The organism is Micromonospora sp. WMMD558 (genome assembly GCF_049315255.1).
GTDB lineage: Bacteria > Actinomycetota > Actinomycetes > Mycobacteriales > Micromonosporaceae > Micromonospora.
In genome coordinates this window covers 5,223,503-5,242,257 of sequence record NZ_CP186061.1, presented here as the reverse complement: position 1 = coordinate 5,242,257, position 18,755 = coordinate 5,223,503, and the positions used below count along the sequence as shown (strand labels likewise).

Below are 18,755 nucleotides of genomic sequence, written 5' to 3'. Positions count from 1 at the left end.
CTCCCCGGGCTTCACTGCCGGCCGTTCAGTCGCTCGAGCAGCTTGAGCAGCGCGGAGTGGTCGTCGTCCGCGTTGCCCTGGGCCTTGAGCGATGCCATCAGCTGCGCGACCACGGCCCCGACCGGGATCACCACCCCCGCCTCCCGGGCGGCGGACGTGACGATGCCCAGATCCTTGTGATGCAACTCCACCCGGAATCCGGGCTGGAACGATCGCGCCAGCATCCCCTCGCTCTTCTGGTTCAGCACGGCGCTGCCGGCGAGGCCACCACCCAGGACGGTCATCGCCTTCCTGGTGTCAACGCCGTAGGCGTCGAGGAAGACGATGGCCTCGGCCAGCAGCTCGAGGTGTCCGGCCACGATGAGTTGGTTGGCCGCCTTCACGGTCTGACCGGAGCCGGGTGGGCCGACGTGGACGATGGTCCTGCCCACTGCCTGGAACACCGGCTGAGCCGCCTCGACGTCTATAGCTTCCCCGCCGACCATGATCGACAGTGTGGCGCTCGCCGCGCCGGCCTGCCCTCCGGAGACCGGCGCATCGAGCAGCCGAAGCCCCTTGGCCTTCGCCTGGTGCCACAGGTCCTTGCTAACGTCGGGGCGGATGCTGCTGAAGTCGATGACAAGCGCTCCCAGCCGGGCAGTGTCGAAGACGCCGTCCGTGCCGGCCAGCACCTCCCGTACGTCCGGCGAGTCGGGCACCATGACACAAACGATGTCGGCGTCCGCGACGGCTTCGGCGATGCTGGTCGCGGCCCGGCCGCCGGCTTCCACCAAGCGACGGGTCTTCGCGGGACTCCGGTTGTAACCGATGACATCGAATCCGGCCCGGACGAGATGCTCGGCCATCGGCGCGCCCATGATGCCGAGTCCGATGAACGCCAACCTGGTTGCCATTCCGGTTTCTCCTGTTCGGCTAGTCATGCTTTGCGCGGTGCATCGAAACACCCAGTGACCTGCCGCCGTCGACCGTGAGCACCGCGCCGGTCACGTACGCGGCCCGCTCGCTGAGCAGGAACGCGGCGGATTCGGCGATGTCGTCGACGTCGGCGAACCTGCCGAGCGGGATCAGGTCCAGCATCGCGGCCTGCGCGGACTCGTCGGACAGGATGTTGGCGGTGGCCTCCGACGTCGGGACGAAGCCGGGCGCCAGTGCGTTCACGCGGATCCCGTGTGGGCCCCATTCGCGGGCCACGGACTTGGTGAACGCAAGCATCGCCGCCTTCGCGGCTGCGGAGTGTGCCACGGCAGGGGCGCCCGTCCACGCATAGGTGGCGATGATGTTCAGGATCGCGCCGGGTCGCCCTTCGGCGATCAGCCGTCGGGCCAGCGCCTGGGACAGGAAGAACGTCCCGTACAGGGAGATCTCCACGACCGCCCGGAAGCCGTTCGCCGACAGATCGACCGTGGGGCAGGCGAAGTTGCCGGCCGCGTTGTTGACCACACCGTCGACCGCCGGCAGCCCGTCGATCAGCGCCGCTACGGCCTCTGCGTCGCGCACGTCGAGGGCCGCGCTTCGGCAGTTCACGCCCTCCTCACGCAGGCGGCGCTCCGCCTCGGCCAGCCGCTCCTCGCCGCGCGCGACCAGGACCAGGTCGTGTCCGTCGCGGCCGAGGCGGCGGGCGATGCCGAACCCGATGCCGGCGCTGCCACCGGTGATGACGAAGGTGCTCATGAGCGTGCCTCGATCCATGCGTCGGCCCACAGGTGGATCGCCCGTGCCCGCCGTGAGTACCGCTGGAGCGGAAACTCCAGGGTGTAGCCGATCGCCCCGACCACCTGGTGGCATTCCGCCACCGCAGCGCACGCGGCCGGCCCTGCGTACGCCAGGGCGTCCAGGTCGGGTGATCCCTCGGCCAGCAGCAGCAGGCCGTCGGCGCAGAGGGCGGCGTCGGCGAGCCGTTGCTGGACGCTGTCCAGCCCGGCCAGCGTCCCGCCGAACGCCTGCCGGGTCGTCGTGTGTTCCAGCGCCAGCCGCAGGGCTTCGGCGGTAAGCCCGGCGAGGTACCCGACGGTCGCGGTCACCCAGGCGGCTTCTCGCCGGCCCGCGTCGGTCGGGTCCAGCAACTCGCCGCCGTCGATTCGGGCGCGGCCGGCGGCGATGCTGTCGCCGTAGGGGACCGGTTGGACCGCAGCGATGTGCGCTACCCGCAGGCCGTCCCGGGCGGGCACGATCGCGCGATCGCCGGGCTCGGCATAGCGGGTCATTCCTGACACGTACGGGCTTCCGCCGAGCAGGGCATCGAGTTCGTGCAGTGCGGCCAGGCCGCGGCCCAGCTCCACTGCGGCCGGACCCAGGAACGGCAGGGCCTGCGGATCCTCGCCCAGGTCGAACCAACCGGCGCTGCCCAGGTGCTTTCGCAGCTCCGGCAGCCGGTCGTCGTCAGTGCTGCCGGGCCGCCACGGGCCGGGAGAGCAATGGTCGGTGACGATGGATCGGATGGACGACGTGAATGCCGCGACCTCGGTCATCGACACGACGCTCGACCTCCTTCGGTGGTGTGGATCGTGGGTAGCGAATCGAGCACCTCGTGGGTGTGTTCACCCAGTCCCGGCGCGTGCCGTCGGGCAGGCGCGGCCACGCCGTCGATCATGAACAGGTTGCCCAGCAGCCGCACCTGTCCTGTTCCGGGCTGGTGCACGCACTGCACGAGCCCGTTGGTCTGCACCTGCTCGTCGTCGAACAACTGACTGAGCTGGCGCACCTCGCCGACCGGGATGTTCCGGGATCCGAGCAATGTGATCCACTCTGCGGTCGTCCGGTGCCGGAAGGCGGCCACGAACCGCTGATGCGTGGCGACCCGGTGCAAGCGCTCGGCCGGGTTGGCCGGGTCCGCCTGCGGGTTCTCGACCCACGGGTCGTCGAGGCCCAGCACGTCCAGCACCTGGCGTCGCTGGCTCACGTTCAGGCAGGCCAGGGCGATGTATCCGTCCGCCGTTTTGTAGCAGCGGTAGTAGGGCTCCAGCTCCTCGGCGGCAGCGGTGGCTCGGGCGATGGCGTCGATCTCGGCGCGGGTCACCGGCCGCGACGGCGCCCGGTCCGCCTCCACTCGCTCCCGTCGCACGAACCGCTGCACCTGGGTGGTGAGCGCCGCTCCCAGGAGCGAGACCTCGATGCCTGGGGCCTCGTCCGAGGCGCGCTGGTGCAGCCCCGCCAGGACGCTGATGGCGGCCAGCAGTCCGGTGGTGAGGTCGGCCATCGGGATCCCGCCGGAGCGGCGCGGTACCTCGTCGCCGACCCGGACGTCGGCCATGAGCAGGCCGGAGAGCGCCTGGGCGATCAGGTCGTAGCCGAGGCGTCCAGAGTCGGGGCCCTGGCTGCCGAAGGCGGAGATCGACACGCAGACGGCGCGGGGGTTCAGTTGGTGGACATTGTCCCGGTCGAGCCCGAACGACTCCGCCCGGGCCGGTGGCAGGTTGTGCACGACCGCGTCCGCGGTGGCGATCAGGCGATCGCTCGCCGCGCGTCCCTCCGCCGTCTTCAGGTCCAGCATGACCGAGCGCTTGTTGCGGTTGAGCGAGTAGAAGTAGTTGCTCTGGCCGGGCGCGTGCGGCTCGTAGTGGCGCCACGCGTCACCGCGAGGTCCTTCGACCTTGACGACGTCTGCGCCGAGGTCCGCCAGCAGCATTGTCGCCAGCGGGCCGGCCACGTACTGGGCGTAGTCGAGCACGCGGACGCCGGCAAGCGGCAGTCGCCGGGTTGGTGCGGTCGCATGATCGGTGGTCGTGGATTCCATCAGGCGCAGCCCAGCCCCTGGCGGGCGATGACCCGACGCTGGATATCCGAGGCGCCGCCGGCGATGGTGGTCGCCACCGCGGCCCGGTGGAAGGCAGCGATACGACCGTCCACCGGCCCGTCGCCCCCGGACTCGATGAGCGCCTGCGGCCCGAGGATCTCGACTGCCACGCCTGCCAATTTCTGCATCAGCTTGGCGACCGACAGTTTCGCCATGGACGACGCCTTACTCGCCGGCTGCTGGCGGGCGAGCAGCTCGGTGGCCCGCCGCCCGTGCAGCCGGGCGGCCTGTGCTTCGCCGCGGAGCCGGCGCAGGGCCTGCCGGTGCGCCGCCGTCGTGCAGTGGGGCTCCAACTGGTCGAGCAGCCAGTGGACGACACCGACCTTCTCGCTGGTGACCCGCTCGAAGTCGAGTGTGCCCATGAGCACCTTCCACCCGCCGTGCAGCTCACCGACGATCTGGTCGGCCGGGATCTCCACATCCTCGAGGAGTACCTCGCCGAGGGTGCCACCACCGAGTGTCTCGTGTACGCGCACCTCGATGCCCGGGGTGTTGATGTCGGCCACGAGCACGGACAGCCCTCGGTGCCGGGGCCGCTCGGGGTCGGTTCGGACGGCGAGGTAGATCCAGTCCGAGTATTCGGCGCTCGACGTCCAGATCTTGCGGCCGTTGACGATGAACCGGTCGCCGTCCAGCACCGCGCGCGTGCGCAGCGAGGCGAGGTCCGAGCCCGCCTCGGGTTCGGAGAAGCCCTGGCAGAACACCAGGTCGCCGGCCGCCACTGGCGGCAGCAACCGTTCGAGCAACTCCGGCGTGGCGAACTTGAGCATGACGTTGCCGATGGTCTTGACGGAGAGCAGGTAGCTGGACAGCGGGAGCCAGTGGTAGCCGAAACGCTCCTCGACGGACAGCGTGTCCAGGGGGTCCAGGCCTTGGCCGCCGAGGCGCTCCGGCCAGTGCAGGCCGATCATCCCGGCGCTACCCATTTCTTTGTACGCGTAGCGCGAGTCGGCGTCGGAGGGCATGCCCTGGTACCTGTTCTCGCCGCGCTCGGCGAGCACTGCGGACAACGCGGCGGCGAACTGTTCCACCCGGTCTGTCAGGTCACCCATCACCACAACGTTCCTCGCCAATCAGTCGCTTTGATGCCGTGCCGGGCATGTGCCTGTCCGGAAGCCCTCCGGCTGCAGGCTTCACCGCCAGAGTCGGAACGGTGGTGAGTTGCCCGCGACGCCGAGCCCCGTGGGCGGGAACTGCACCGGCGATCGAGCCGCGGAGGGACCGGCTTGGATGTTCCAATCAACGGAAACACCTTTCGCACACCGGAAGCATAGGATCGCTGCTGCGACCGGTCAAGGCCAGCCGGGTCGCGATGCCCCGGCGGCGGCGGGAATGCGACGCCGTCGACGGTGGAGTTGTCGGCTCAGTGCAACGCGAGCGCGGCCAGTGCCGCGTTGACGATGCTGCCGGGCAGCAGGTCGTGCAGCTGGTACAGGTCGTGCACCGTGCCGGACTGGCCGAATTCGTCTACCCCCAGCGGTACGCACGCGACGCCGAGCGCGGACCCGAACCAGGCCATCGCGTGCGAGGCCGCATCGTGGACGGTGACCACCGGCGCGCGATGCGGGAAGGCGGTGGCCAGCACTCCGGGAACCGGGGGCACCCGCGCGGAGCGGATGCCTTGCCGCAGGCAGCTCTGCCACGCGCCGTAGAGCCGATCCAGGGACGTCACGTCCACGACGTGCGCGGCGATGCCCTCGTCGGCGAGTTCAGCGGCGGCAGCGAGGACCTCGGGCAGGACGGCCCCGGAACCGACCAGGTGCACCTGAGGTGCGCCACGTGCGGCGAGGTCGCTGGCGTCGATCAGCCGGTAGGCGCCGGACAGGACCTGGCGTCGCAGCACCGCATCTCCCATTCGGGCCCGCGCCGTCTCGAACGGTGCTTGGTCCAGCGGCCGGGTGGTGAGCCGGAAGTAATAGGCACCGGATTCCTCCGGCGGTGTTTCGGCTCCGGCACCATCGCCGGCGGCGATGCGGCGCAGCGAATCGCAGAGCAGCCAGTCGACGGCGGTCGCGTAGGCGGGCTCGAAGAACGTCGTGTTCGGCAGTTCGAGCCCGACGCTGGGCGTGATCGTTGACTGGTGGGCGCCACCCTCGGGAGCCAGGGTGACCCCGGACGGTGTTCCCGCCACGACGAACCGGGCGCCGGAGTAGACCGAGTAGATGAATGCGTCCAAGCCGCGCAGGACGAACGGGTCATAGACGGTGCCGACGGGGAGCATTGGCTGGTCCGACAGTTCCCGAGCCAGTCCGAGCTGGCCGAGGAGCAGGAAGAGGTTCATCTCGCTGATGCCGAGCTCGATGTGCTGGCCGGTCGGGCCCTCCGCCCAGCGCAGCACCGGGTCGGTGTTCCACGGCCGCTGCTGGATCGGCGAGAAGACGCCGGCGCGGTTGATGAAGCCAGCAAGATTGGTCGACGTGGCCACGTCGGGGGCCGTGGTCACCAGGTACGGGGCGACATCGCGGTTTCGAGACAGCTCGCTCAGGACCCGGCCGAAGGCTTCCTGGGTCGACGTCTGCCTTCCAGCGCGCAGCCCGCTGCTGGCCGGAACCTGGACCGGTCGCGACGTGCTGACGGAGGGCCGCGCCAGGTGGGCGCGCCGGGCGGCGATCCACCGACCGGCGGGGGTCGACGGGTCGAACCGGTCCCACTCGTTGTCGCGGTCGAGTCCGAGCGACGCGCGCAGCGCATCCACCTGGTCGCCGGAGAGCAGGGCCGAGTGATTGCGCGGGTTACCGGCGATCGGCAGCCCCCACCCCTTGACCGTGTAGGCGAAGACGACGCTCGGCCGGTCGGTCTCGGCGTCGCAGGCCGCGAAGGCCTCGAGGAGCGACGGGAGATCGTGGCCGCCAAGATCGGTGATCAGCTCGGCCAGTTCCGTGTCGTCCACGTCCGCGATGACGGACTCCACCTCGCTGGGGGCGCCGTCGAGGAACTGCTTGCGCAAATCGGGGCCGACCAGCCCGAACAGGGACTGGTATTGCTCGTTCGGCATGGCGTCGATCCAGGCCATCAGCCGCTCACCGCCGGGACGTTGGAACGCCGCGCGCGCTCGGCGACCGTACTTCACCTCGACGACGTGCCAGCCGGCGGCAGCGAACTGCTGCTTCCACTGCCCGACCCGCACACCGGGGACCACACGGTCCAGCGACTGGCGGTTGAAGTCCACCACCCACATGACGTCGCCGAGCCCTTGGGTGGAGGGATCGGCGATCGCCTCCCACACGTTTCCCTCGTCGAGCTCGGCGTCGCCCATCAGGGCGACGAAACGCGACCGCGGCCGGGCGCCGAAATGCGCGTCGACGTAACGACGGGTCACCGCGGCGAACAGCGGTGCGGCTGCGCCCAGGCCGACGGATCCGGTGGAGAAGTCGACGTCGTCGGGGTCCTTGGTCCGCGACGGGTACGACTGCAGCCCGCCGCGGGCCCGTAGCGTGGTGAGGTAGGACCGGTCGAGGTTGCCGAGCAGGTACTGGATGGCGTGGAAGACCGGCGACGCGTGCGGTTTCACGCTCACCCGGTCCGCGGCGTCCAGATGCGCGAACCACAACGCCGTCATCACCGACACGAGCGAGGCGCTCGACGCCTGGTGCCCGCCGACCTTGACCCCGTCACCGGTGTCCCGGTCGTGGTTGGCCGCATCCACGGTGCGGGTGGCCAGCCACAGCGCGCGCCGTTGGATCTCGTCGAGGACATCGATGTCGAGGGCGGCCTGGTGGGTCAGGGTTAGGGCAGAAAGTTCCTGGATGTCGGTCATCGGGCCCAATCCTCTCGGGGGCTCGGACGGGTGGGTACGCGCGTTACCGTCGGGCGGCGCGAGGGGTGGCAAAGAGTGCGTCGAGCGCGTCGACCAGACGGTCAAGGTCGTCGAGGGTGTTGTAGGCGTGCACCGAGACGCGGATCAGTGATCCGCCGGCCCAGTCACGCACCGGCGCGTCGACCCGATGTTCGGTCAACAGCCGGCGCCGCATCGCCTCGCTGTCGCACGGCGGCAGCGGCACCGAGACCATCTGGACGAACCAGTCATCGGAGTCCGGCGTGAACGGCTCGAGGCGAAACAGTCCGCTGACCGCCGCGCGAACGGCCCGCGCCAGCTCGTGACTACGGCGCCGGGCGGCCTCCCACGCCTGGGTCTGCTGGCAGTCGATGGCGGTCGGCAGCGCCAGGAACGCGCTCGGATCGCGCGTGCCCTGCCACCGGTGGCGTTCCAGGAAGGTCGACCCCGGCTGGGAGCCGTGGCTGATCAGCGGCGCCAGGATGCCGGACTGGTACTCCGGGCGGACGTAGAGGAAGCCGGTGCCCCGCGGCCCGCATAGCCACTTGTGACAACTAGCCGCGTACACGTCCGCGCCGAGCGCGTCGAGCCGCAGGTGGAGCTGTCCGGGTGCGTGCGCCCCATCGACCACGGTCATGATCCCGGCGGCCCGGGCACGCCGGCAGATCTCTGCCACCGGCAGGGTGATGGCGGTCTTGGAAGTGATGTGGCTGAGAAAGATTACGCGCGTGGCCGGGCCGACCGCCGACCACACGGCCTCGACCAGGTCGTCCTGGTCCTCGACGGGCAGCGGCAGACGGTGACGGATGTAGCGGGCACCGGCCTCGGCGCAGACGTGCTGCCACAGCAGGTCCATCGCCTCGTACTCGTGGTCGGTCGCCAGCACCTCGTCGCCGGGTCGGAGCCGCAGCGAGCGAGCGACGGCGTTCAGACCGGCCGTCGTGTTCTGGACGAGGACCACGTCGCGCGCGGCGCAGCCGAGAAATTCGGCGAGGCGCTCGCGCACGCCCTCCATCAGTGCGCCATAGCCGTGGGAGAGCAGCGCGGACGGGTGGCGTTCGAGGTCACGCTGCCAACGCTGATGGGCGTCGAACACGGGCCTCGGGCAGGCACCGAACCCCCCGTGGTTCAGGTGGACGAGGCTGGGGTCCAGGAGGAACTGGTCGTGCAGGTCGTCGAGGGCGACAGCACTGGTGCTCATGGGTTGTCCGGCTCGAGTCCTTGGGCGCGCGCGATGGCCTCGGCGGTCGCCTTCAGCCGGGGGACGAACGTGGTCACCAGGTCCTGGGCAGGGACCCGGATCGCGGACGCGGCGATGTTGATCGCCGCGATCACCCCGTTGTGGGTCGGTACGGGCACCGCGCAGGAGTTAAGACCCGCCTCGTACTCCTCCAGCGAGAGCGCGAAGCCATCGCTGCGGATGGTGTCGAGCTGGGCGGCGAGCTGCTCCCAGGACTGGACGCTGCGATCCGTGCGCGCCACGTACGGCGCCCCGCCGAGCTGCTGCTGAGCGTCGGCCGGATCGAGTTGGGCGAGCATGCACTTGCCGAGCGCGGTGCAGTGCGCCGGGGTGCGCAGCCCCGGTGTCGTGTCGACCCGCAGCAGGAAGCTGCCCGGCGCTGAGGCAAGGTAGAGAACCTCCGCGCCATCGAGAACGGCGAGGTTGACCGTCTCGCCGGTGTCCTGCGCCAGGGTGCGCAGGAACGGCTGGGCGAGGTCGGGCAGCGCCAGGCCGGACATGAGCGGCCCGACCAGCCGCATGACGCTCATGCCGATGCGCAGGCGCTTGGTGCGCGGGTCTCGTGCCAGGAATCCGCGCGCCAGCAACGTCGAAACGACCCGATGCGCGGTTGGCGTCGGCCACTTGAGCCGTTCGGCGATGTCGGTGAGCGACAACTCCGGCCCGCCCGCCGTGAACAGTTCCAGCACGTCGAGCACTCGACCGAGTGACTCAACGTGTTGACTTTCGCTGGCTTGAACTGATTTCATCTCGCCGGAAATGCTCTACTAGTGCCCGCCCGTTGTCAACCAACGTGGAACGTCAAAGTAGCCGACCCCCGGTCGCCAGCAGAAGCCCTCCGTCGGGCCCGCTTCGACGACCTCGTGGTGCCGTGAGCGGCGGATACGGGCGGGCGAAGGACAGAGGGGCGGCATGGCACGAGCCCGTAGGATCAAGACCCACTTCGATCGTCCGGTCGACGTGATCGATCACGTCTGGATTTCGATGCGTGACGGCGTCCGGCTATCCGCCCGGGTGTGGCTCCCCGTGGACGCGTCCTCCGATCCGGTCCCCGCGATCCTGGAGTACATCCCGTACCGCAAGGGCGATGGCACGGTCGTACGGGACTCGCAGATGCATCCGTACTTCGCCGGGCACGGCTACGCCGCGGTCCGGGTGGACATGCGTGGCAGCGGCGAGTCCGAGGGCGTGCTCCTGGACGAGTACCTCGCCCAGGAGCAGGACGACGCGCTGGAGGTGCTCGGCTGGTTGGCCGAGCAGCCCTGGTGCACCGGAAGGGTCGGGATCATCGGCAAGTCGTGGGGCGGGTTCAACGGGCTTCAGATCGCGGCTCACCGCCCCGCGGAGCTCGGCGCGATCATCACCGTCTGTTCCACCGACGACCGGTACGCCGACGACGTCCACTACCTGGGCGGCACCGTTCTCGCCTCGAAGATGCTGCCCTGGGCGTCGACCATGCTCGGCTTCAACGCGCTGCCGCCGGACCCGGCCGTGGCCGGCGAGCGCTGGCGAGAGATGTGGCTGGAGCGGCTGGAGGGCAGCCCGCCGTTCGTCGAGGCCTGGCTCACCCACCAGCGACGGGACGACTACTGGAAGCACGGTTCCGTCTGTGAGGACTACTCGGCGATCGAGTGCCCGGTATACGCCGTCGGTGGCTGGGCGGACGCATACTCGGACGCGATCCCGCGCCTGCTCGCCGGCCTCCCCGGTCCGCGCAAGGCACTGATCGGCCCGTGGGGCCACCAGTATCCGGAGTCCGGCGTACCCGGCCCTGCGATCGGGTTCCTCCAGGAGTGCCTGCGCTGGTGGGACCACTGGCTCAAGGGCGTCGACACCGGGATCATGGACGAGCCCATGCTGCGCGCCTGGATGCAGGAGCCCGTGCCGCCCCGTCCCGCCTACGACGTGCGTCCCGGGCGGTGGGTGGCCGAACCGTCCTGGCCCCGGACAGACGACCAGCGCCTGGCGTACATGCTGGATGCGGGGGCGCTGGTCGACCACCCGGTCGCGGAGCGGCGCCTGGAGATCGACGGGACTCAGCTCGTCGGCCTGGATGCCGGCGACTGGTGTCCGGCCGGCGGTGCGGCCGACCTCCCGTTGGACCAGCGGGCCGAGGACGCCCGGTCGCTGTGCTTCGACACAAAGCCGCTGGCGGACCGGATCGAGATCTTCGGCTTCCCCGAGGTCACGCTCTCGCTGGCCTCGTCGCGGCCGCTCGCCACGGTGGTCGTCCGGCTGTGTGACGTCGCGCCGGACGGCTCGTCGCTGCTCGTCACGCGCGGTGTGCTCAACCTCAGCCACGCCGATGGCCACGAGCATCCTCGGGCCCTCAAACCTGGCCGGCGGTACGAGGTCACCGTGTCGATGAACGCCATCGCCCAGGCGGTGCCGGCGGGGCACCGGCTGCGACTGGCCGTCTCGTCCTCCTACTGGCCATGGGTGTGGCCGCCCCCGGAGCAGTTCGCGTTGTCGCTGTTCACCGGCGGATCGACGCGGCTGGACCTGCCGGTACGCACCCCTCGGCCGGAGGACGGGCAGCTGGCGGCCTTCGGCGAGCCCGAGACGGCGGCGCCGGCGCCCGTGGTGTCCAACCCCCAAGACCCCGCCGGCGGGCGGGTGATCGTCCGCGACCTGGCGACCGGGACGGTGGAAATCCTGCGCAGGTCGGAGGACGACACGACCGTGACCACCACCGGGCTCGCGAAACGGCGGTCCAGGCTCGAGACGTACGCGATCACTGAGGGCGACCCACTCTCGGCCAGGGTGAGCAGTGAAACGACCTACCATCTGGCCCGCGACGGCTGGCGTATCCGTATCGAGGCCCACAGCGTCATGACGGCAGACCTCGAGAACTTCCGGGTGACGAACACCGTGAATGCCTTCGAGAGCGACCGACGGGTCTTCGAGAGCACCCGCGACTTCGAGGTGCCCCGTGACCACTGCTAACTGCCCCAGATGACACTGACAAGACCGTTGACTTTCGCTGGGTAGAACTGCTTTCATCTCAGCGGAACAAGCGGGTCGTCTGCGTCACACTGTTGAGTCCGTCACGGGGGCGACCCCACTGCGTGACACCGCAACGGTTCCTGGGCCCGGCCTTCCCTGCCAGCTGCACAGTTTCGAAGGTGGAGATCATGGACGCGAGCAACATCGGTAACCGGACTCCCGGCGGTCTGAGCCGCCGCAATCTGCTCAAGTTCTCGGCGCTCGGCGTCTCTCTCGCCGGGGTGAGTTCGCTGCTGGCCGCCTGCGGCGGCGAGGACGGGGCCGGGGCTGACATCTCGACCAAGCTGCTGCGGATCCACCTCGACGACGACATCTCAAACCTGGACCCGGCGTTCAACGCCGGGCACACCAACACGACCGTCCGGGCCAACATCTTTCAGCACCTGGTGACCTACCGGCCGGACACGTTCGAGCTGGCCAACGAGTTGGCGGAGACGTTCGAACCATCCAGTGACGGGCTGCGCTACAACTTCACCCTGAAGAAGGGAATCCAGTTCCACGGCGGCTACGGCGAGCTGACGGCCGAGGACGTCAAGTTCTCGTACGAGCGGATCGCCGGGCTGACCGAGCCGAAGATCAAGTCGTCATACAAGTCGGACTGGGCCACCCTCAAGGGCGTCGAGGTCCACGACAAGTACAGCGGGACGATTGTGCTGAAGGAGCCGTTCGCTCCGCTGCTCGCCACGACCCTGCCGGTCGGCTCGGGTGAGATCGTCTCGAAGCGTGCGGTCGAGGAGCGGGGCGAGGCATTCGGCACCAGCCCGATCGGCACGGGCCCGTACGAGTTCGTCGAGTGGAAGCGCAACCAGCACGTCGTGCTCAAGAAGTTCGCGAACTACGGTGGCGCCGCCGACTACGCGGGCAAGCCGCTGTGGGAAGAGCTCCGGTTCGTCGTCATCGCCGAGGACAACCCTACGACCATCGCGCTGGAGACCGACGAGCTCGACTTCGCCGTGCTGGGACCGGCGGCGGTCGCGCGGATCAAGAAGAACCGCAGCTTCGAGGTCATCGACAAGACATCGCTGCGCTACAACTGGATCGGCATCAACACCGCCCACCCGAACTTCAAGAACAAGGACGTGCGGCTGGCGGTTATCCACGGCATCGACGTTCCCGCCATCATCGCCGGTGCCTTCAACGGCCAATGGACCCGGGCGACCGGGATCGTCGCGCCCGGCATGCCGATCGGCTACTGGAAGGGCGCGCCCGTCTATCAGCGCGATCTGGCCAAGGCCAAGGAGTTCCTGGCCAAGGCCGGCGCGCAGGGCATGAAGATCGAGATGTCGGTGTCGAGCGGAACGCCTGGCGGGCCCAAGGTCGCCGAGATCGTGCAGGCCAACCTCAACGAGGTGGGCTTCGACGTGAAGGTGCTCGTCCAGGAGGGCGGTGTCTTCAACCAGGCCACCCCGGAGGCGAACGCCCAGAAGCAGCTCTTCTACATGAGCTACTCCACCAAGCCCGACCCGTCCTGGTCGACGAAGTGGTTCACCAGCGACCAGGTCGGCGAGTGGAACTGGATGAGCTGGGACAACAAGGAGTTCACCCGCCTGCACAACGAGGCGCTCGTCGAACGCGATCCCGCAAAGCGCAACGACATGTACATCCGGATGCAGCAGCTCATGGATGAGGACGCGGTGGCGCTGTGGGTGGCGTGGCCGACGGCGTTCCTCGGCAAGCGCAAGGGCCTGAAGACGCCGATCCGCCCCGACGGAGACTTCATCCCCTGGACCTTCGGCCGAGACGCCTAGGACCGCACCGACAGCAACCGGAGACAACCAGTGGCCACGTACCTGCTCAAACGGCTGGGCATGACGGTCGTCGTCGTGCTCACCGTGATGACCTTCCTCTCCCTCCTCGTGCACCTGGTGCCCGGGGATCCGGTCGAGATCGTCCTCGGGCCACAGGCCACGCCGGCCCAGGTCGAGGTCGTCCGCGCGGAGATGGGGCTCGACGATCCCATCCCAGTCCAGGTGTGGGACTTCGTCGTGGGCGCCCTGCGCGGCGATCTCGGCCTGGACTTCTTGTCCCGCACGCCGGTCACGCAGCTGATCGCGGAGGCCATCCCGCATACCGTGGTGCTTGCGATCACTGCGCTGGGCCTCGCGGCGCTCGTCGGTATCCCACTCGGCGTCTACGCCGCCCGGCGGCAGAACTCGCTGGCCGACCGGGCCATGGCCCTGCTGTCCATCGGGTTCATCACGATGCCGTCCTACATCGCCGCACTGCTGCTGCTGATCGTCTTCGCCGTCCAACTGGACGTGCTACCGGCGCTCGGCACGGGCAGCTTCGCGAACCCTCTGGACTACGCCACGCACCTGGTACTGCCGGCGTGCGCGCTGGCGATCGCCTGGATCGGATACGTGGCACGGCTCGTGCGCACCAGCATGCTGTCGGTGCTCGGCTCGAACTACGTGCGCACCTCTCGGGCGTTCGGTGTGCGCGACCGGATCATCTTCTACAAGTGGGCGTTGAAGAACGCCATCATCCCCACGGTCGCCGTGCTCAGCTCGGGCCTCGCCGACCTGCTCGGCGGCGCCGTCCTCGTCGAGATCATCTTCTCCCGACCGGGACTCGGGCGGCTCACCGTGGAAGCGATCTCCGAGCGGAACTTCCCCATCGTTCAAGGAGCCGTCCTGGTGATCGCGCTGTTCTATGTCCTCACGAACCTTCTCGCGGACCTGTCCTACCGGCTGGTGGACCCACGGATCCGTGTCGAGGACTCTGCGGTAGGAGCCTGACGTGACCATCGCTTCCGCACCCGACCTGGAGACGCGCCCCTCGACAGGCGTACGTCCGCTGCTCGGGCGCCTTGTCCGGCGCCCCGCCGGCGCCTTCGGCATGGCGGTCGTCGCCGCACTCGTGCTCGTCGCCGTGTTCGCCCCGTACATCGTTCCCTACGACGGAGCGGTACAGGACATCCCCAACCGGCTCCAGGGCCCGTCCGGCAGCCACCTGCTCGGCACCGACGGGCTCGGCCGGGACCTGCTGTCGAGAATCCTGCTCGGCGTCCGCGTCGAACTCGCCGTGGCACTCCCCGCCGTCTGCGCCGCACTCGTGCTCGGACTCCTACTGGGGCTCGTCGCCGGGTACCTGGGCGGGTGGGTGGACAACGCGGTGGTCGTGTTCATGGACACGATCCAGGCGTTCCCGTCGGTCGTGCTCGCGCTGGTGCTCGTCGCTGTGCTCGGCCCCTCGCTGACCAACCTCGTCATCGTCGTCGCCATCACCTTCGCACCGCAGTCGGCACGCGTGACCCGGGCATCCGTCCTCGCCCTGCGGCAGAGCCCGTTCATCGAGGCCGAACGGTCCCTGGGCGCCAGCACCCTGCGGATCATCGGCGTACACGTGCTGCCCAACGTCATCGCGCCGCTGTTCATCCTGCTGGCGATGAACATCCCGAGCGCCATCACGGTCGAGGCGGGCCTGTCGTTCCTCGGCATGGGCGTACAGCCGCCGACGCCGTCGTGGGGCGTCATCCTGAGCGACGGCTTCGCAGACGTGTACGAGGCGCCGTGGGCCGTGCTCTGGACGGCACTGGCGCTCGTGCTGACCACCATCGGGTTCACCACGCTCGGCGAAACCCTGCGCGATGTCTCCGATCCACGCCTCTCCGGAGCCAAGGGGTTGCGCTATGACCGATGACGCTCGCATCAACGACCCGTACCTGCTCGAGGTCGACGGTCTGGACGTCACGTACCACTCGCAGGGGCGCGCCCTCGCCGCCCTGCAGGACGTGACCATCACGGCCCGCCCAGGCGAGATCATCGGCATCGTCGGGGAATCGGGCTGCGGCAAGTCGACCCTGTCGGCCGCGCTCCTCGGGCTGCTGCCCCCGAACGGCGAGGTGACCGGCGGGCGGGCGCTCTACCGGGGACGCGACCTGTTCACGCTGGGGCCGGAAGAGCGCAGGCGGCTGCGGGGCAGCGAGATCTCCATGGTCTTCCAGGATCCGCTGACGAGCCTCAACCCCACCCTGACGATCGGCAGCCAGATGCGCGATGTGCTGCGCGCCCACTCCCCGGCGCGGGCGGACCGCGCGGCGGCTCGGCGCCGCATCGTCGAGATGCTGGAGCGGGTCGGTATTCCCGACTCGGCGGCCCGCCTCCGGTCGTACCCGCACGAGTTCTCCGGTGGTCAACGCCAGCGCATCATGATCGCGATGGCGCTCCTGCTGGAACCGGCGCTGCTGATCGCCGACGAAGTCACCTCGGCGCTGGACGTGACCCTCGAAGCACAGATCCTTCAGTTGCTGTGCGACCTGCGCGACGAACGCGGGACCGCCATCCTGTTCATCACCCATGACCTCGGGGTCGTGGCCCAGATGTGCGACCGGGTCGTGGTGATGTACGCCGGGCGGGCCGTCGAGGCGGCCACGGTGACGGACCTGTTCGACCATCCGCGGCACCCTTACACCGAAGCGCTGCTGGCGTCCGTCCCGTCGCGGCGGTGGCGAGGGTCCGAGCTCCCGACGATCCCGGGACGGGTGCCGTCCCTCGCCGAGCTGCCCGAAGGCTGCGCGTTCGCGAACCGGTGCGCGCACGCCGAACCCCGCTGCGAAGAGCAGCGGCCCCGATACGTCGAGGTGACGGGGCAGCGGGTGCGCTGCCGCCTCTACGACGCCGAATCCGGGCACGCCAACCTGCGCCAGCCGAACGTGGCGAGCGCCGGGCGGAAGGAACAGCCGTGACCAACGACCACGACCGGCCGGACCCCATCGTCAGCGTCCGGGGGCTGCGGACCCACTACGTCGACCGGCAGTGGTGGTTCCAGCGCCTACGCGGCCGGCAGCCTGGTGCGGTGCGCGCTGTCGACGGCGTCGACCTGGACATCCGCCGCGGCGAGGTGGTCTGCCTCGTGGGGGAGTCCGGATCGGGCAAGACGACGCTGGGCCGCGCCATCCTGCGACTGGCCCCCGCGACACACGGGCAGATCTTCTTCCAGGGGCGGGACATCACCGGGCTTCGGGGAGCCGAGTTCCGCCGACTACGGCCGAAGATGCAAATGATCTTCCAGGACCCGCACGGCAGCCTGTCCCCGCGGCTTCGCGTATCGGAGCTGCTCAGCGAGCCGTACCGGATTCACGACGTGCCGGCAGAGCAGCGCTACTCGGTCGCTGAGCTGCTGGAGATGGTCGAACTGTCGGCAGCGCTCGCACAGAAGTACCCGCATGAGCTCTCCGGCGGGCAGGCCCGCCGGATCGGCATCGCGCGGGCCTTGTCGCTGCACCCCGACTTCCTGGTTGCGGACGAGCCGACGGCCGGCCTCGACGTGTCCGCCGCGGCAAAGATCCTGAGCCTGTTGCGTTCGCTGCGGGCCAGCCACGGCCTGACCTACCTGGTCATCACGCACAACCTGCGGATCGTCGACTACCTGGCCGACCGGCTGGCCGTGATGTACCTCGGCCGGGTCGCGGAGATCGGCCCCGCCGAGCAGGTGCTGGATGCCCCGGCCCACCCGTACACACGGGCCCTGCTCGACTCGGTGTCCGAGCCCGACCCGCATCGCCGGCAGGGACGGCGGCGGTTGCTGCTGCCCGGGGAGATCCCGAGCCCGAAGAACCCGCCATCGGGGTGCAGCTTCCACCCCCGCTGCCGCTTTGCCGAAGCCGTCTGCCGTGAAGTGCCGCCACTCGCCGAGGTCGATGCAGGACACCTCGCGAGCTGTCACCTCTCGCCGAAGATCAGAGCCGCCGGGACGCCAGTGTGACAGGTACGCCGGGGGGCAGATCCTGCCCCGTGCCAGCCGACCAGTCCCCGACGCGGAAGGACGACCTCATGCGTGTGCACCGCCTGACCGCCAGCACGTACCGGCTGCCCATGTCGCAACCGTGGGACATCGACGTGACCTGCCAGTACCTGATTGTCACTGAGTTGGAGAGCAGCGACGGCCTGGTCGGACAGGGCTTCACCTGGACCCCCCAGATCGGCGCCCTCGCCATCCAGACGATGATCGAGGAGGACTGCCGCCCGTTCGTCGAGGGCGGACCGGTGGTGCCCGCCGCCGTGTGGGACCGGTTGTGGTGGCGGCTACGCGAGGCGGGCGCCGGTGGTGTCACCACCCTGGCGATCGCCGCCGTGGACATCGCGCTGTGGGACCTGGCGGCGAAGCGGGCGGGGTCGAGCCTCGTCGACCTCATCGGACGGCAACGTGACCAGGTGCCCGTCTACGCCAGCGGCGTCAACCGGCACCTGCCGATGGCGGAGCTCGAGGAACAGGCGCGCCGTTGGGTCGCGGCCGGACACACCCGATTCAAGATCAAGGTCGGCCGGCCCGATCTGGACGAGGACATCGAGCGGGTCGCCACGGTACGCCGCATCATCGGGCCCGACCGGATGCTCATGATCGACGCGAACCAGCTGTGGGACGTCCCCGCCGCCCGTCGCGCGGCGAAGGCCCTGTCCGCATTCGACATCCACTGGCTGGAGGAGCCGCTGCCCGCCGACGACACCCAGGGGTACGCACACCTGCGTCAGGCGATCGACATTCCCATCGCCACCGGTGAGAGCCTCTACACCGAACGCCAGTTCCGGGATCTGCTGGTCGCCGGCGGATGCGACTTCGTTCAACCCAACGTCTGCCGCGTCGGCGGGATCACCCCTTTCCTTCGCATCACCCGGCTCGCCCGGACTTTCGACATCCCCGTCATGCCGCACCTGCTGCCGGACATCTCGGGACAGCTCGCCCTCTGCCTGCCCCTGCCGGCGCTGGTCGAGGACATCGACTCCGCGTCCTTCGACGCGCTCAGCGCGCTGTCCCGGCCCAGCGGGGTCACGCTGACCAGCGACGGCGTGCGCGCTGACACGCCAGCCGGGCATGGGCTGGCCTTCGCCACCGACCGCCTGACGCGCGTAACGGGGACGTCGCGCCCGTGACTCGCACCCCGCTCCACTCGGCATCGCCGACGGCTCCGACGACCGAACCGCGTTCACTGAGGAAGGTGT

15 protein-coding genes are annotated in these 18,755 nt (G+C 69.5%); 7 read left to right on the top strand and 8 right to left on the bottom strand.

Annotation, left to right across the window (positions count from 1 at the left end):
- Positions 1–11: 11 nt before the first annotated feature.
- From ACN26Y_RS24980 to ACN26Y_RS24945, 8 genes are all read right to left on the bottom strand, one after another.
- Positions 12–920: a 2-hydroxy-3-oxopropionate reductase gene (locus ACN26Y_RS24980; RefSeq protein WP_230688763.1), complete on the bottom strand. Its 909-nt coding sequence runs from the start codon at positions 918–920 to the stop codon at positions 12–14.
- Complete coding sequence (locus ACN26Y_RS24975) at positions 913–1,671, bottom strand: SDR family oxidoreductase (RefSeq protein WP_155332598.1); 759 nt, start codon at positions 1,669–1,671, stop codon at positions 913–915. The genes ACN26Y_RS24980 and ACN26Y_RS24975 overlap by 8 nt, the downstream gene beginning before the upstream one ends.
- Positions 1,668–2,474 (bottom strand): hypothetical protein, encoded by an 807-nt coding sequence (locus tag ACN26Y_RS24970; protein ID WP_230688762.1) that lies wholly within the window; start codon positions 2,472–2,474, stop codon positions 1,668–1,670. The genes ACN26Y_RS24975 and ACN26Y_RS24970 overlap by 4 nt, the downstream gene beginning before the upstream one ends.
- Positions 2,465–3,733, bottom strand: a complete 1,269-nt coding sequence (locus tag ACN26Y_RS24965) for a CaiB/BaiF CoA transferase family protein (RefSeq protein ID WP_422733623.1) — start codon at positions 3,731–3,733, stop codon at positions 2,465–2,467. The genes ACN26Y_RS24970 and ACN26Y_RS24965 overlap by 10 nt, the downstream gene beginning before the upstream one ends.
- Positions 3,733–4,845: an acyl-CoA dehydrogenase family protein gene (locus tag ACN26Y_RS24960; RefSeq protein WP_155332596.1), complete on the bottom strand. Its 1,113-nt coding sequence runs from the start codon at positions 4,843–4,845 to the stop codon at positions 3,733–3,735. The genes ACN26Y_RS24965 and ACN26Y_RS24960 overlap by 1 nt, the downstream gene beginning before the upstream one ends.
- A gap of 311 nt (positions 4,846–5,156) precedes the next feature.
- Positions 5,157–7,550: a transketolase-like TK C-terminal-containing protein gene (locus ACN26Y_RS24955; RefSeq protein WP_422733621.1), complete on the bottom strand. Its 2,394-nt coding sequence runs from the start codon at positions 7,548–7,550 to the stop codon at positions 5,157–5,159.
- Positions 7,551–7,593: 43 nt separating this feature from the next.
- Positions 7,594–8,664, bottom strand: coding sequence for an aminotransferase class V-fold PLP-dependent enzyme (locus ACN26Y_RS24950; RefSeq protein ID WP_230688761.1), 1,071 nt, complete (start codon positions 8,662–8,664; stop codon positions 7,594–7,596).
- Positions 8,665–8,765: 101 nt separating this feature from the next.
- Positions 8,766–9,557, bottom strand: coding sequence for an IclR family transcriptional regulator (locus ACN26Y_RS24945; RefSeq protein ID WP_422733620.1), 792 nt, complete (start codon positions 9,555–9,557; stop codon positions 8,766–8,768).
- A 163-nt stretch (positions 9,558–9,720) separates the two neighbouring features.
- Between ACN26Y_RS24945 and ACN26Y_RS24940 the strand changes: the two genes are divergently transcribed.
- From ACN26Y_RS24940 to ACN26Y_RS24910, 7 genes are all read left to right on the top strand, one after another.
- Positions 9,721–11,754 carry a CocE/NonD family hydrolase gene (locus ACN26Y_RS24940; protein WP_422733619.1) on the top strand — a complete coding sequence of 678 codons (2,034 nt, stop codon included), beginning with the start codon at positions 9,721–9,723 and terminating at the stop codon, positions 11,752–11,754.
- A 188-nt stretch (positions 11,755–11,942) separates the two neighbouring features.
- On the top strand, positions 11,943–13,562 hold the full coding sequence (locus ACN26Y_RS24935; protein ID WP_155332592.1) for an ABC transporter substrate-binding protein: 1,620 nt from the start codon (positions 11,943–11,945) through the stop codon (positions 13,560–13,562).
- A gap of 30 nt (positions 13,563–13,592) precedes the next feature.
- On the top strand, positions 13,593–14,552 hold the full coding sequence (locus ACN26Y_RS24930) for an ABC transporter permease (protein ID WP_155332591.1): 960 nt from the start codon (positions 13,593–13,595) through the stop codon (positions 14,550–14,552).
- Position 14,553: 1 nt separating this feature from the next.
- Positions 14,554–15,456 carry an ABC transporter permease gene (locus ACN26Y_RS24925; protein WP_230688760.1) on the top strand — a complete coding sequence of 301 codons (903 nt, stop codon included), beginning with the start codon at positions 14,554–14,556 and terminating at the stop codon, positions 15,454–15,456.
- Positions 15,446–16,501, top strand: a complete 1,056-nt coding sequence (locus ACN26Y_RS24920) for an ABC transporter ATP-binding protein (RefSeq protein WP_155332590.1) — start codon at positions 15,446–15,448, stop codon at positions 16,499–16,501. The genes ACN26Y_RS24925 and ACN26Y_RS24920 overlap by 11 nt, the downstream gene beginning before the upstream one ends.
- 110 nt (positions 16,502–16,611) lie before the next feature.
- On the top strand, positions 16,612–17,520 hold the full coding sequence (locus tag ACN26Y_RS24915; protein WP_230688759.1) for an oligopeptide/dipeptide ABC transporter ATP-binding protein: 909 nt from the start codon (positions 16,612–16,614) through the stop codon (positions 17,518–17,520).
- A 68-nt stretch (positions 17,521–17,588) separates the two neighbouring features.
- Positions 17,589–18,686 (top strand): mandelate racemase/muconate lactonizing enzyme family protein, encoded by a 1,098-nt coding sequence (locus ACN26Y_RS24910; RefSeq protein ID WP_155332588.1) that lies wholly within the window; start codon positions 17,589–17,591, stop codon positions 18,684–18,686.
- Positions 18,687–18,755: the final 69 nt, after the last annotated feature.